At 73.7% G+C, this 13,701-nt stretch carries 10 protein-coding genes and 3 pseudogenes; 10 read left to right on the forward strand and 3 right to left on the reverse strand.

The genetic code is table 11. The features are described 5' to 3' along the window. Positions 1-90: 90 nt before the first annotated feature. The 3 genes and pseudogenes from QUE47_RS14025 (at position 91) to QUE47_RS14035 (ending at position 2,119) form a co-directional block, all read left to right on the forward strand. Positions 91-786 carry a histidine phosphatase family protein gene (locus tag QUE47_RS14025; protein WP_286217787.1) on the forward strand — a complete coding sequence of 232 codons (696 nt, stop codon included), beginning with the start codon at positions 91-93 and terminating at the stop codon, positions 784-786. A gap of 9 nt (positions 787-795) precedes the next feature. After that, positions 796-1,343 (forward strand): annotated as a pseudogene (locus QUE47_RS14030) (DUF3090 domain-containing protein). Then, positions 1,340-2,119, forward strand: coding sequence for an SCO1664 family protein (locus tag QUE47_RS14035; RefSeq protein ID WP_286217788.1), 780 nt, complete (start codon positions 1,340-1,342; stop codon positions 2,117-2,119). The pseudogene QUE47_RS14030 and the gene QUE47_RS14035 overlap by 4 nt, the downstream one beginning before the upstream one ends. Positions 2,120-2,138: 19 nt before the next feature. Here QUE47_RS14035 and QUE47_RS14040 read toward each other — a convergent pair whose 3' ends face one another. Beyond that, a complete protein-coding gene (locus tag QUE47_RS14040) occupies positions 2,139-2,741 on the reverse strand; it encodes a TetR/AcrR family transcriptional regulator (protein WP_286217789.1) in 603 nt (200 codons plus the stop codon). A gap of 134 nt (positions 2,742-2,875) precedes the next feature. Between QUE47_RS14040 and QUE47_RS14045 the strand changes: the two genes are divergently transcribed. Next, positions 2,876-3,439 carry a carboxymuconolactone decarboxylase family protein gene (locus QUE47_RS14045; protein ID WP_286217791.1) on the forward strand — a complete coding sequence of 188 codons (564 nt, stop codon included), beginning with the start codon at positions 2,876-2,878 and terminating at the stop codon, positions 3,437-3,439. A 64-nt stretch (positions 3,440-3,503) separates the two neighbouring features. Here QUE47_RS14045 and QUE47_RS14050 read toward each other — a convergent pair whose 3' ends face one another. Further along, on the reverse strand, positions 3,504-3,971 hold the full coding sequence (locus tag QUE47_RS14050) for a ScoMcrA-related endonuclease (RefSeq protein ID WP_286217792.1): 468 nt from the start codon (positions 3,969-3,971) through the stop codon (positions 3,504-3,506). Between the two features lie 63 nt (positions 3,972-4,034). On the opposite strand from QUE47_RS14050, the pseudogene QUE47_RS14055 reads away from it, so the two are divergent. From QUE47_RS14055 to QUE47_RS14080, 6 genes and pseudogenes are all read left to right on the forward strand, one after another. Further along, positions 4,035-4,957 (forward strand): annotated as a pseudogene (locus QUE47_RS14055) (alpha/beta hydrolase). 209 nt (positions 4,958-5,166) lie between these two features. Next, positions 5,167-5,664, forward strand: a complete 498-nt coding sequence (locus QUE47_RS14060) for a nucleoside deaminase (protein ID WP_286217793.1) — start codon at positions 5,167-5,169, stop codon at positions 5,662-5,664. 11 nt (positions 5,665-5,675) lie between these two features. Continuing rightward, positions 5,676-7,165 (forward strand): annotated as a pseudogene (locus tag QUE47_RS14065) (NCS2 family permease). Between the two features lie 259 nt (positions 7,166-7,424). Then, positions 7,425-8,699, forward strand: a complete 1,275-nt coding sequence (locus tag QUE47_RS14070; RefSeq protein WP_286217794.1) for an XdhC family protein — start codon at positions 7,425-7,427, stop codon at positions 8,697-8,699. Beyond that, positions 8,690-9,604 (forward strand): FAD binding domain-containing protein, encoded by a 915-nt coding sequence (locus tag QUE47_RS14075; RefSeq protein WP_286217795.1) that lies wholly within the window; start codon positions 8,690-8,692, stop codon positions 9,602-9,604. Before QUE47_RS14070 ends, QUE47_RS14075 begins: the two co-directional genes overlap by 10 nt. Before the next feature lie 34 nt (positions 9,605-9,638). Next, a complete protein-coding gene (locus QUE47_RS14080) occupies positions 9,639-12,557 on the forward strand; it encodes a molybdopterin-dependent oxidoreductase (protein ID WP_286217796.1) in 2,919 nt (972 codons plus the stop codon). On the opposite strand, the gene QUE47_RS14085 is transcribed toward QUE47_RS14080, so the two are convergent. After that, on the reverse strand, positions 12,547-13,623 hold the full coding sequence (locus tag QUE47_RS14085; protein WP_286217797.1) for a LysR family transcriptional regulator: 1,077 nt from the start codon (positions 13,621-13,623) through the stop codon (positions 12,547-12,549). The genes QUE47_RS14080 and QUE47_RS14085 overlap by 11 nt on opposite strands. Positions 13,624-13,701 lie beyond the last annotated feature (78 nt).

Here is a 13,701-nt window from a genome sequence, read left to right on the forward strand (position 1 = left end):
GCTCCGGGCGCGCCCCGGAGCACCGTGCCGGCGAGCTCCGAGCACAGCCGGCAAGACGCCCACCGAGACCCGGTCGCCTAGGCTCGCCGCATGCCTACCGTCCTGCTCGTCCGCCATGGCCGCACCACCGCGAACGCGCAGGGCGTCCTCGCCGGGCGCACGCGGGGTGTCCGTCTCGACGCCACGGGCCGGGAGCAGGCCCGGGACGCTGCGCTCCGCATCGCCGGCGTGCCGCTCGCGGCCGTCGTCACGAGCCCTTTGGAGCGCTGCCGGCAGACGAGCCGCTTCATCGCCGAGCACCAGGCGGCTGCTCCGGAGGTGGTCATCGAGCGCGGCATCACCGAGTGCGACTACGGGCAGTGGCAGGGGCGATCGTTGAAGGACCTCGTCGACGAGCCGCTCTGGTCGGTCGTCCAGCGGCAGCCCTCGGCAGCGGCGTTCCCCGGTGGGGAGTCGCTCGCGGCGATGCAGGCTCGCAGCGTCTCCGCGATCCGGCGGCACGACGCGGCGCTCGGCGCTCGGCACGGGGCGGGTGTCGTCTGGGCGGCCGTCGCGCACGGTGACATCATCAAGGCGGTGCTGGCGGACGCCCTCGGGATGCACCTCGACCTGTTCCAGCGCATCACGGTGGCGCCGGCCTCGATCTCCGTCGTCCGGTACGGCGAGCACCGGCCGGACGTCGTCGCGACCAACACCCACGCCGGCGACCTGTCGTGGCTCGGCGGTACGACTCCGCAGGGCGATGCTCCGGTCGGGGGCGGTGACGGCGGGCGCGGTCGCTCGTAGAGTGGGCGCATGCCCACACTCGTGCACGAGTTCGACTGGCCGGACCGGGTCGTGATCGGGACGGTCGGGATGCCCGGAGAGCGCACCTTCTACCTGCAGGCGCGCACGGGCACCCGGCTGGCCAGCGTCACCCTCGAGAAGGAGCAGTCCGCCGTCCTGGCGGAGACGATCCGGCGGCTGCTCGAGGAGCTGAAGGGGAGTCCGACAACCCGCACAGCGTCCCCGCCCAGGTGCCGGTCGAGCTGATCGACGACGAACCGCTGGAGCAGCCCGTCGAGCCGGAGTTCCGCGCCGGCGCGATGCGGCTGAGCTGGGACCCGCGCACCGCTCAGGTGGTGGTCGAGGCGTATCCGGTCGTCGAGGACGACGGTGAAGAAGACCCGGACGACGAGGACGAACCGGCCGAGGTGCTCCGGGTCAGGATGCCTGTCGGCTCCGCGCTGGCGTTCGCGCAGCGCGCCAGCGACGTCGTGCGCTCGGGTCGCCCGATCTGCCCGCTGTGCGACCGGCCGATCGACGACGACGGGCACGAGTGCCTCCTGTCCGACGACGCGTGACGACCCCTGCCGCATCCCCGGATCTCGACGACGCCCCGCTGGAGGTCCTGGGTCGGATCCGGGTGGCGTCGAACGCGACGTTCCTCGCGCGGGTCGGAGACGTCGAGGTCGTCTACAAGCCGGTCGCCGGCGAGCGGCCGTTGTGGGACTTCCCGGACGGGACGTTGGCGGGCCGCGAGGTCGCCGCGTACCTGGTGTCCGAGGCGACCGGGTGGGGCGTCGTGCCGCGCACGTGGTTGCGCGACGGCCCGATGGGCCCGGGCATGGTGCAGCTGTGGCAGGACGTGGATGGGGATCAGGATCCGGTCGACGTCGTGCCGACCCGCGACGTCCCGGGCGAGGGCGTGCGGACGGTCCTGGAGGGCGTCGACGAGGATCAGCGGCCGGTGTCCGTGGTCCACGAGGACTCGCCGGCGCTGCGCCGGATGGCGGTGCTCGACGTGCTCGTCAACAACGCGGACCGCAAGGGCGGGCACGTCCTGCCGCTGCCGGACGGGCGCCGCGTCGGGGTGGACCACGGCGTGACGTTCCACGTCGAGCCGAAGCTGCGGACGGTGCTGTGGGGCTGGGTCGGCGAGCCGCTGGACGACGACGAGCTCGCCGGGGTCGCGCGCGTGCGGTCGGGCCTTCGCGGCGACCTGGGTGTGCGACTGGCGGAGCTCCTCACCGACGCTGAGGTCGAGGCCCTCGACGAACGGGGCGCGGTCCTGGCGCGCGAGGCGCGGTTCCCGCGACCGGCCGGGGGCATGCCCGCGGTGCCGTGGCCCCTGTTCTAGCAGGCCTCGTCCGCGACCGTCACCAGGAGTCGACGGTGACGTGCATCGCCTGGAGCCGGTCGTGGATCTCGTCGACTCCCGCGCCGGAGCGCATGACGACCTGGAGCCCGAGGAGGTAGGTCGTGAGCAGGTCGGTGCGCGCGGCGGCGAGCGCGGGGTCGACCTCCTCGCCGGTCGGGACCCGATCCACCAGGACGCGGATCTGTCCGCGCATCTGCTCGCGGTAGTCGGCGGCGAAGTCGTACTCGGGGAGCCTTCCCCGCAGCTCGTTCGACGCCATCACGAGGAGGCATCCGTCACGGCCGTGCGCCGAGACGGCGTCCGCCTCGAAGAGGCGGAGGAACCGGTGGACGCCGCGCGTGCCCGGGCCCGCCTCGGCGATGAGGGCCGCGAACATGGCGATCCGCTGGGCCAGGTAGCGCCGCAGCACCGTGGCGAAGAGCTGCTCCTTGGTGCCGAACGTCCGGTAGAGGCTCGGCTTGTGCACGCCGCTCGCGTCGACGATGTCGGACATCGACGTCGCCCCGTAGCCCTGGCGCCAGAACAGCGAGGTGAGGCGCTCGAGCACGGCCTCCTCGTCGAACAGCCGCGGCCGTCCGAGCGGCGCTCTCGTGGTGCTCATGGTCCGAGTCTAGGCATCGAAGGCTGTTTGGAACCAGTGGGTAGCAAACTCGTCCCGCTTAAGATACCGTTCGGTACTGAAAGCAGATCGCAGCCGTCACGTCGACCCGTGGCGGACGAGAGGAGCGGAACGACATGACCGACTTCCCGATGCACGACGAGAGCACCGCCCCCGAGGAGAGCAAGTCGTTGCTCGCCGGGTCGAAGAAGCAGAACGGGATGATCCCTGGGCTGCACGCCACCATGGCGGAGGCGCCGGGCCTGCTCGACGGCTACCTGCACCTGCACCAGCTGTTCCTGGACTCGAGCTTCGACGACGACGAGACGACCGTCGTCTGGCAGTCCATCAACGTCGAGCACTCCTGCCACTACTGCGTGCCGGCGCACACCGGGATCGCGAAGCGGATGGGCGTCGACGACGCGATCACGGACGCGCTCCGTGACGGCACGGCTCTGCCGAGCGAGCGTCTCGAGATCCTGCGCACCTTCACCCTGGCGATGGTCCGCGGACGCGGAGACGTCGACCAGGCGGTGCTCGACGACTTCCTGGCCGCCGGCTACACCAAGCGCCAGGTCCTCGAGGTCGTCCTGGGCGTCTCCCAGAAGGTGATGTCCAACTACACGAACCACCTGGCGCGCACGCCGGTGGACGAGCCGTTCCGCAAGTACGAGTGGAACGGCACTGCCGCGACCGTGTGACGGTCGCTGCGCACGGATGCCCGGGTCGGACGCTCGTCCGGCCCGGGCATCGTCGTGTCCGGGGTCAGCCGCAGTCGTCGCAGACGCCCGTGGCGGGCAGCGCCATGAAGCATGTGGGGCACAGGTCCACGGGGCGCTCGGGTGCCGCCGCTCGGCGCGCGGGGGCCGCGGTGCTTCGGGCCGACGCGCCGCGGGCGGCCGAACCGCGGGCGGACGACGCACGCGCGGGTCGTCGCGGGCCAGCGGTCGCGCCGGGCGGGGTCGTGACCTCGAACCCGCGCTTGCGCAGGATCTTCGCGGCGCCGTCCGCCCCGCCGCTGAACTCGTCCGGCGGTGCGAGCCGACCGGTCGCGTACCGGTGGGCGACACCGAGGATCGCCTTCGTGTCGTAGGAGCGCCCCTCGTGCACCACGGCGTACCCAGCAGTCGGCGCGAAGCCGTAGAGCTTGAGGAACGTGTCGCCCCCGCGCCTGTCGCACTCTGCGATCGCCTGGAGGATGTGCGAGGGGGTCACGCTCGAGAAGGTTGCCACCCGACGAGCCTATCCCCGCGCGCGGGGGCGTCCGGGGCGCCCGTCGTCGGGCACAATCGCCCGATGGAGATCGAGACGGTTCACCCGGAGCTGCGTGCGGCGGTCGCCAGGTTCCCGAGGCTGCCGGTGCAGCACGGGGCTGCCCGCGCGATCGTGCGCCTCGCGACGCGGTACCTGCTCCCGGCCGCGAAGGTGCCCGGGGTCGCCGTCCGGGACGTGGCGGACGACGGCGTCCGGTTCCGCCTCTACGTCCCCGAGCGGCCATGCGGGGCGGCGCTCGTGTGGGTGCACGGGGGAGGGATGGTGATCGGAGCGCCGCGGCAGGACGAGGCGTTCTGCGCCGAGACCGCGGTGCGGCTCGGGGTCACGGTCCTGTCCGTGGACTACCGGCTTGCGCCGGAGCACCCGCACCCGGTGCCGCTGCGCGACTGCGCGCGGGTGTGGCGGTGGCTCCAGGGGCACGCCGTCGAGCTCGGGGTGGACCCGGCGCGGGTCGCCGTGGGCGGCGAGAGCGCCGGGGAGGCCTCGCCGCGGCGCTCGTCAACGCGCTCCGCGACGCGGGGGGCGTCCAGCCCGTGGCCCAGTGGTTGGTGTATCCGATGCTGGACGACCGCACCGCCGCCCGCGAGGACCTCGACGCGGTGGGTCACTTCGTGTGGGACAACGCCGCGAACCGGGTCGGCTGGGCCGCCCTGCTGCGCGGGGTCGCCGCGGTGGGGGCGGACGACGTCCCGGCCGAGGCCGCGCCGGCGCGACGGGGCGACCTGTCGGGGCTCCCGCCGACGTAGCTCCTGGTGGGGGAGATCGATCTGTTCCACGACGAGGACGCGCAGTACGCGCGCCGGCTCCGGGAGGCCGGTGTCGACGTGACGCTCGACGTCGTGCCGGGGGCGCCGCACGGGTTCAAGAGCCTCGCGCCGGACGTCCCGGTCGTGCAGGACGCGGTGCGCCGCGCCCGGGACTGGTTGGCGGCCACCACCGCCTGAACAGCCCTTTTCCGGTGAGCGGAATCCGCATTCCGAAATAGTTGTGTGCCACGCCACACGGTGCTACGGTCTGCGATCAAGCCCACGGCGGGCCCCCGATCCGGGGGCTATCTACCAGGTGAACCAGCAACACTCGCCTGCAGCGCCCGACGGCTCCGACCCGCACCACAGGGGTCGGCGGGCGCAGCCCGACATGTTGGAGTCTCAACGTGGATACTCTGCCTGTTGCACGAACTGCTGAACCCACCACTCACCACCTCGACCGGGCCGTCGCGCTCGCCGTCGAGAACGTCGCCCGCGCCGGCGGACCCTTCGGGGCCGTCGTCGTCACCGCCGACGGACAGGTCTTCGAGGGCGTCAACCGCGTCACCTCCTCGAACGACCCCACCGCCCACGCCGAGGTCCAGGCGATCCGCGCCGCCTGCACCGCGCTCGGCACCTTCGACCTCAGCGGCGCGACCCTCTGGTCCAGCTGCGAGCCGTGCCCCATGTGCCTCTCGTCGGCGCTCTGGGCGCGCGTCGAGGCCGTGCACTTCGCGGCCGACCGCCACGACGCCGCGGCCGCCGGTTTCGACGACGCCGTCTTCTACGACTTCTTCGACACAGCGCCCGCCGACCGCGCGATGCCCGTCCGCCAGGCCGCCGCGGGCGCCCCCGTCGCCCCGTTCGACGCCTGGCGCTCCCACGCCGCGCGCGTCGACTACTGAGGAGGCCGGCCATGACTCTCATCAACGACGAGCGCGAGCACACACCCGAGCCCCTCGAGGACCCGAAGCCCCCGCGCCTGAAGATCCTCGACACGGTCTTCAAGCTCACCGAACGCGGCACGACCGTCGAGCGCGAGCTGCGCGGCGGCCTCGTCACCTTCATCGCGATGGCGTACATCGTCGTCCTCAACCCCCTGATCCTTGGCGGCTTCTCCGCCGACACCGCCCCCTGGACGTCGAGGGCGGCTGGCTGCCCGCAGCGCAGGTCGGCGCGATGACGGCGCTCGCGGCCGGAGTCCTGACGATCGCCTTCGGCCTCGTGGCGAACCTCCCGTTCGCGCTCGCGGCCGGGCTCGGGATCAACTCGTTCCTCGCGGTCACGGTCGTGGGGGAGGTGACCTGGCAGGAGGCGATGGGGCTCGTCGTCATCAACGGCGTGCTCATCGTGGTGCTGGCGGTCACCGGTCTGCGCGAGGCGATCTTCAACGCCGTCCCGCGCCCGCTCAAGGCCGCGATCACCGTGGGGATCGGCCTGTTCATCGCGTTCATCGGCCTCGTCGACGCGGGCTTCGTCACGCGCACGCCGGGCGGTCCGCCGGTCCAGCTCGGTGACGCGGGCTCGATCGCCTCGGTCCCGACCGCGATCTTCGTCCTCGGCCTCGTCACCATGGGGATCCTCATCGCCCGCAAGGTGCGGGGCGGTCTGCTCATCGGCCTGATCTCGACGGCCGTGGTCGCCGTGGTCGTCGAGGCGTTCATGCACATCGGGGCGCAGAGCGCCGACAACCCGCACGGGTGGCACCTCAACGTGCCCACGGCGCCCAGCTCGTTCTTCTCGGTCCCGGACTTCAGCCTCTTCGGCGAGTTCAGCTTCGGGGCGTTCGAGCGCATCGGTCCGCTCGCGGCCACGATGCTCGTGTTCACGCTGTTCTTCACGAACTTCTTCGACGCGATGGGTTCGATGACCGGCCTCGCCACCCAGGCGGGCCTGGCCGACAAGGACGGCAACTTCCCGGGCATCAAGCGGGCGCTGGTCGTCGAGGGCGCCGGCGCGATCGTCGGTGGCGGCACGTCCTCGTCGTCCAACACGGTGTTCGTCGACTCCGCGGCCGGTGTCGGGGAGGGCGCCCGCACGGGCCTCGCCTCGGTCCTGACGGGCGCGCTGTTCCTCGTCGCGATGTTCCTCACCCCGCTGACGGCGGTCGTCCCGCTCGAGGTCGCCGCCAGCGCCCTCGTCGTGGTCGGCGCGATGATGGTCGCCCAGATCAAGGAGATCGACTTCTCCGACTTCTCGGTGGCGCTCCCCGCGTTCCTGACGATCGTCGTCATGCCGCTGACCTACTCGATCGCGAACGGCATCGGCGCCGGGTTCATCACCTGGGTCCTGATCCGCTCCGCCTCCGGCCACGCACGCAGCATCCACCCCCTGCTGTGGGGCGTGGCGGTCGGGTTCACCGTCTACTTCGTCCGCGGGCCGGTCACGGCTCTCATCGGCGGGTAGGCGACCGGGCGCCGTCCGGCACCACCACAGGTGCCGGACGGCGCCCCGCACCACCCGCTCCCCGCCAGCGGCTCTCGCGGGGGTGGGGTATCACTGAAGAAGGTCTGACCGAACCATCCAGGCGCGGAATCAAGCCCCGCCCGGGACCGCCGAAACACGGCGCAACATCCCGGAAGCGCGGGGGACTCACCGCACCGGTTCACTGAGGCCCCGGGTTCCCGGGGTCCGGTGTCCCGGACCAGTGCGGAAGGCAGGATCCATGCTCGACATCGTCAGCTCGCTCGGGCCCTGGCTCGCCCCCGGCGAGGCACCGTTCGCCGTCGCGACCGTCGTGGCCGTGGGCGGCTCCGTGCCGCGGCCGGTCGGCACGTCGATGGCCGTGCGCGGCGACGAGATCGTCGGGAGCCTGTCCGGCGGGTGCGTCGAGGCCGCCGTCATCGAGGCGTGCCACGAGGCCGCCCTCACCGGCCGCGCGCACCGCGAGAGCTTCGGCTGGTCCGCCGACGACGCGTTCGCCGTCGGGCTCACGTGCGGCGGCACCCTGGACGTGCACGTCCAACCCGTCGACCCCGGCGCCGGTCATGCCGCGCTCGACGCGCTGCGAGCGGTCGCCGCCGCACCTGCGGACGATCCCGCGGTGCTGGTGCGGCGCATCGCCGGCGACGTGGCGGACGACGGCCCGCGCCCGGGTGGGCCCGTCGCCGTGCTGCTGGGGACGGCCGCCCGCGGCACCGACGGCGCCGAGCTCGACCGGCGGCTGCGCCCTCCTCGACGACGACCGGGGCTGCCCGGCGCGGCGGCCCAGGTCGCAGCGCTCGTGCGGACCGGGACCAGCGGGACCCTCCGGTTCTCGGCGCACGGCGGGGGCCCGGTGCCGCAGGACTGCGACCTGACCGACGACGCCCCCGTGACGCTCCTGGTCGAGACCCGGCTGCCGGCGCCGCGCATGATCGTGTGCGGCGCGAACGACCACGGCGCCGCGCTCGTCGCGGCGGCGCCCCTGCTCGGCTACCGGGTGACGCTCGTGGACGGGCGCCCGCTGTTCGCCGACCCGCGCCGGTTCCCCGGCGCCGAGGTCGTCGTCGCGTGGCCCGACCGGTACCTGGCGGCCGAGGTCGACGCGGGACGGGTCGACGAGCGCACCGTCGTCGCGGTCCTGTCCCACGACGCGAAGTTCGACGTGCCGCTGCTGGCCCTTGCGCTGCGCAGCGACCTCGCGTTCGTCGGCGCCATGGGGTCACGCCGCGCGCACGCCGACCGCGTCGCCGCGCTGCGCGACGCGGGTGTCACCGGCGCCGAGCTGGCGCGGCTGCGCTCACCCATCGGCCTGGACCTCGGCGGGGTCACTCCCGCGGAGACCGCGGTCGCGATCCTCGCGGAGGTCGTCGCAGGCCATCGGCACCGTACCGGCCCCGGCATCGACGGCAGCAGTTCTCCGGGCGGGACCCGCACGGGCTTCGCGCCCCTGAGCGCGACCGACGGACCGATCCACCCGACCAGCACCCCGACGGACGGAGACTCCTCGTGGACATGAGCACCGTGACCGCGGTCGTCGGCACCGACGACCCCGACACCTGGCGCGACGGCGACGCGTGGCTCGCGGGCGGCACCGTCCTGTACTCGTATGGGTCCGAGCGGCTGACCCGCCTCCTCGACCTCTCCGCCGCGGGGTGGGCGCCGCTCACCGCGACCGCCGACGGCCTCGAGATCGCCGCGACCTGCACGGTCGCCGACCTGTGGGCGCTCGGCGACCCCGGATCCGCCGTCCGGCGCGAGCAGGCGACCTGGAGCGCGCTCGACCTGGTGCGCCCGTGCTGCGACTCGTTCGTGGCGAGCTTCAAGATCTGGAACATGTCCACCGTCGGCGGCAACATCTGCACGTCCCTTCCCGCCGGGCCGATGACGTCGCTCACCGCGTCCCTCGACGGGGTCGCGCACCTGTGGGCACCCGGCGGCGGACGGCGCGACCTGCCCGTCGCCGACCTCGTCACGGGCGACATGCGCAACGCCCTGCGGCCCGGAGAGCTGCTGCGGTCCGTCCGCCTGCCCGCGACCTCGCTGCGGGCCCGCACCGCGTTCCGGCGGCTGTCCCTGTCCGAGCGTGGCCGCTCGGGCGTCCTGGTCATCGGCAGGCTCGACCGGGCGGACGACGGCGGCGCCCTCGTCGTGACCGTGACGGCCTCGACGAAGCGCCCGGTGCAGCTGTGTTTCACCCCTGCCGACGCAGGACCGTCGGGCCTGCCGGACGCCGCGGCGCTCGCCGCCGCGATCGCCGCCGCGATCCCCGCCGACCTCTACCACGACGACGTCCACGGGCACCCCGCGTGGCGCCAGGACATGACCTACCGGCTCGCCGAGGAGGTGCGGTCCGAGCTCCTGGACGACGCGCCCGACCTGTCGACCGGCGAGACGACCGGAACGGAAGGACCTCGATCATGACGACGCAGACCCCTCGGGCCACCCGGCCGCACCCGTGGTCGACGGCCGCTCCCTCGACGCGCCCCCTGCGCCAGGCCAGTGCCTGCGCACCTACCTGCGCGAGCACGGGTCCCACGGCGTGAAGAAGGGCTGCGACGGCGGCGACTGCGGCGCCTGCACCGTGCACGTCGACGGCGTCCCGGTGCACTCGTGCATCTACCCCGCCCACCGCGCAGCCGGACGCGAGGTCACGACCGTCCAGGGCCTCGCCGCCGCGACCGGCCACGCGACCGCCGAGGACCCCGACGCCCTGCACCCCGTCCAGCAGCAGTTCCTCGACGCGCAGGGCTTCCAGTGCGGCTTCTGCACCGCCGGGTTCGTCATGACCGCCGCGACGTTCGACGACGACCAGCGCGCCGACCTCGACCGCACCCTCAAGGGCAACCTCTGCCGCTGCACCGGCTACCGCGCCATCGAGGACGCCGTCCAGGGGCGCGCGACCGGCACGTGCGCGACCGGCCACGTCGGCGAGGACGTCCCCGCGCCCGCCGGCCGCGGCGTCGTCACCGGCACCGTCCGCTACACCCTCGACGTCGACCCCGCCGACCACCCGGGCCTGCTGCACATGAAGCTCCTGCGCTCGCCCCACGCCCACGCGCGCATCCTCGACATCGACACGTCCGCGGCGCTCGCGGTCGAGGGGGTGCACGCGGTCCTGACGCACGCCGACGCGCCCGAGGTCCGCTTCTCGACGGCGCAGCACGAGCTCGTCGAGGACGACCCGGCGGACACGCGGGTGCTCGACGACGTCGTGCGGTTCCGCGGCCAGCGGGTCGCAGCCGTCGTCGCCGACACGGTGCGGGCGGCCGAGGAGGGCGTGCGCAGCCTCGTCGTGACCTACGGCGTGCTGCCCGCGGTGGTCGACCCCGAGCGCGCCACCGACCCCGACGCGCCGACGATCCACCCCGAGCTGGAGGAGCCCCTGGGTGAGGACGCGGTCCCGGACGCGCACGACGCCGCCGGGGCGCCCGCGGGCGTCGACGGCATCACGCCCGGGCCGGAGCGCAACGTCGTCGCGCGGCTGCACAGCGAGATCGGTGACGTCGAGGCCGGGCTCGCGCGGGCCGCCGTCGTCCACGAGGCCACCTACCGCACCCAGCGCGTCGCGCACGCCGCCCTCGAGACGCACGCGTCCATCGCCTCGCTCGACGACGACGGGCGCCTGGTCGTCCGCTCGTCCACGCAGACCCCGTTCCTGACGCGGCGCGCCCTGTCCCAGGTGCTCGACCTGCCGATGGACCGCGTGCGCGTCGTCTGCGAGCGGGTGGGCGGCGGGTTCGGCTCCAAGCAGGAGATGATCACCGAGGACGTCGTCGCGCTCGCCACCCTGCGCCTCGGCCGGCCCGTCCAGCTCGAGCACACCCGCACCGAGCAGTTCGTGGGGACGACGACGCGGCACCCGTTCCGCATCAAGGTCCGGGCCGGTGCGGCGGCCGACGGCACGCTCACCGCGCTGCACCTCGACGTGCTCACCAACACGGGGGCGTACGGCAACCACGGGCCCGGCGTCATGTTCCACGGCTGCGGCGAGTCGCTCGCCGTCTACCGCTGCGACAACAAGAAGGTCGACGCCCGGTCCGTCTACACGAACACGGTCCCCGCCGGCGCGTTCCGCGGCTACGGGCTCTCCCAGACCGTGTTCGCCGTCGAGTCCGCGATCTCCGAGCTCGCCGAGCAGCTCGGCCTCGACCCCCTCGAGATGCGCCGCCGCGTCATGGTGCGTGAGGGTGACCCGATGCTGTCGAGCTTCCCGGAGCCGGAGGAGGACGTGCTCTACGGTTCCTACGGCCTCGACCAGTGCGTCGACCTCGTCGCCGACGCCCTCGCCCGGGGTCGCGAGCGCGACGCCGAGCACTACGGCCGCACCGGGGACAGGTCGGGCACGGGTTCGGGCGCAGGATCAGCCACGGGATCGGGCAGCGAGACGGGCACCGACCCGGACCGCGGTGCCGGTATCGACCTGGGACCTGACTGGGGGATCGGCGAGGGCACGGCACTGTCCATGATCGACACCGTGCCGCCCCGGGGCCACATCTCCGACGCGACCGTGCGGCTGCTGCCCGGCGGGCGCATCGAGGCCCTCGTCGGCACCGCCGAGTTCGGCAACGGCACCACCACCGTCCACGCCCAGCTCGTCGGCACGGCCCTCGGCCAGGGGGCCGACGCCGTCACCGTCGTCCAGTCGGACACCGATCTCGTCACCCACGACACCGGCGCGTTCGGCTCCACGGGCACCACGGTCGCCGGCAAGGCGTCGCTCGCCGCCGCGGAGGAGCTCGCCCGCCGCGTCGTCGCCTACGCCGCGGCGCTCGCGGGGACCACACCCGACGAGTGCCGGCTCGTGCCCGGGGGCGTGGACTGCGGGGACGTCGTCCTGACCCTGGACGAGGTCGCCCGCGACGCCGTCGCGCACGGCGGCAGGCTGGAGGCAGCGGGCCGGTGGGGCGGCACGCCGCGCTCCGTCGCGTTCAACGTCCAGGGGTTCCGCGTCGCGGTGCACCGCGGGACGGGCGAGATCAAGATCCTGCAGAGCGTCCAGGCCGCCGACGCGGGCGTCGTCGTCAACCCACGCCAGTGCCGCGGGCAGATCGAGGGCGGCGTCGCCCAGGCTCTCGGCGCAGCCCTGTGGGAGGAGGTCGTGGTCGACGACGAGGGGACGACCCAGACGCAGATCTTCCGCGCCTACCACCTGCCGACGTTCGCGGACGTCCCGCGCACCGAGGTCTACTTCGCCGAGACGAGCGACACCACCGGTCCCGCCGGGGCGAAGTCCATGAGCGAGAGCCCGTTCAACCCCGTGGCTCCCGCGATGGCGAACGCGATCAAGGCGGCGACCGGCGTGCGGTTCACCGAGCTGCCCCTCACGCGGGACAAGGTCTACCTCGGGATGAAGGCCGCGGGCCTCACGGGGTGACGCGGGTCGCCGCGCGTGCGGTACCCGCTCGATCTGCCGTGCCCGCTCGATCTGCCGTGCCCGCTCGATCTGCCGTGTCCACTGTGCCCGCCCCGGCCGCGGACGTCGTCCGGCCCGCGTCCGCGTGGCGGCGACCCGCGTCCACGAGGAGGTCCACCAGCGCGAGCGCCGGCGGCGGCGGACGGTCGCCGTACGTGACGGCGAGCACCCGCCGGTGGGCATCGCCGACCGGCAGCACCTCGACGCGCGGGTCGGTGTGCGCCTCCAGGGCGAGCGCGGGCAGGAGGCTCACGCCGACCCCCGCGGCCACCAGCGCCTGGACCGCGACGTAGTCGTCCGTCTCGAACGCGATGCGCGGCGCGAACCCGGCGCGCTCGCAGCGGTCCACGAGGTCGGCCCGGCAGCGCTCGCAGCCGGCGATCCACCCGGCGTCCGCGTAGCGCGCCAAGTCGGTCCCGACCGACGCCGCGGCGCCGCCGCCGGTGGGCTCGCCCGTAGCAGCCCCACGCACTCTCTCCGCGGGTTCGGGCTCGGGCTCAGCGGCCCTGCGCACCAGCGACATCGGCTCGGTGAGGACCGCGGAGACCGCCAGCCCGGAGAGGTCGGCAGGGGAGTGGTCGTGCTCGAACACGAGGGCGACGTCGACCTCCCCGCGGCGCAGCGACCCGATCGCCTCGGGCGGCTCCGCCTCCACCAGCTCCACCCCCAGCCCGGGACGGTCCCGCGCGAGGCGCGCGACGACGTCCGGCACCAGGGTCGCGAGGGCCGACGGGAACGCCGCGAGGCGGGCGCGACCCGCCTCCAGGCCGGCGAGCGCCCGCAGCTCTTCCTGCGCGGACTCGGCGCGTCCGAGGATCTCCTCGGCGCGCGTGACCAGCAGCCGGCCCGCGTCGGTCAGGCGCACGCCGCGCCCGTGGCGCTGCAGGAGAGGGACGCCGACCTCGGACTCCAGACGCGCGAGGTGGTGCGAGACGGACGCCTGCGCGAGGTACAGGGAGTCGGCCGCAGCCGTGACGGATCCCTCACGGGCGACGGTCACGAGGATGCGGAGCCGGTGCAGGTCCATCGCACAATCATAGATGTCATCGATGAGTCCAACGAATACTGGGTATGGATCGATCAGTTCATCGTTGGGACCGTGGAA

This window comes from Paraoerskovia sediminicola (assembly GCF_030296575.1).
GTDB lineage: Bacteria > Actinomycetota > Actinomycetes > Actinomycetales > Cellulomonadaceae > Paraoerskovia > Paraoerskovia sediminicola.

Excerpts from the sequence above, each read along its gene's own strand:
- QUE47_RS14025 (WP_286217787.1), top strand. The coding sequence starts at position 91 with ATGCCTACCGTCCTGCTCGTCCGCCATGGCCGCACCACCGCGAACGCG.
- QUE47_RS14040 (WP_286217789.1), bottom strand. The coding sequence starts at position 2,741 with ATGAGCACCACGAGAGCGCCGCTCGGACGGCCGCGGCTGTTCGACGAG.
- QUE47_RS14045 (WP_286217791.1), top strand. The coding sequence starts at position 2,876 with ATGACCGACTTCCCGATGCACGACGAGAGCACCGCCCCCGAGGAGAGC.
- QUE47_RS14070 (WP_286217794.1), top strand. The coding sequence starts at position 7,425 with ATGCTCGACATCGTCAGCTCGCTCGGGCCCTGGCTCGCCCCCGGCGAG.
- QUE47_RS14085 (WP_286217797.1), bottom strand. The coding sequence starts at position 13,623 with ATGGACCTGCACCGGCTCCGCATCCTCGTGACCGTCGCCCGTGAGGGA.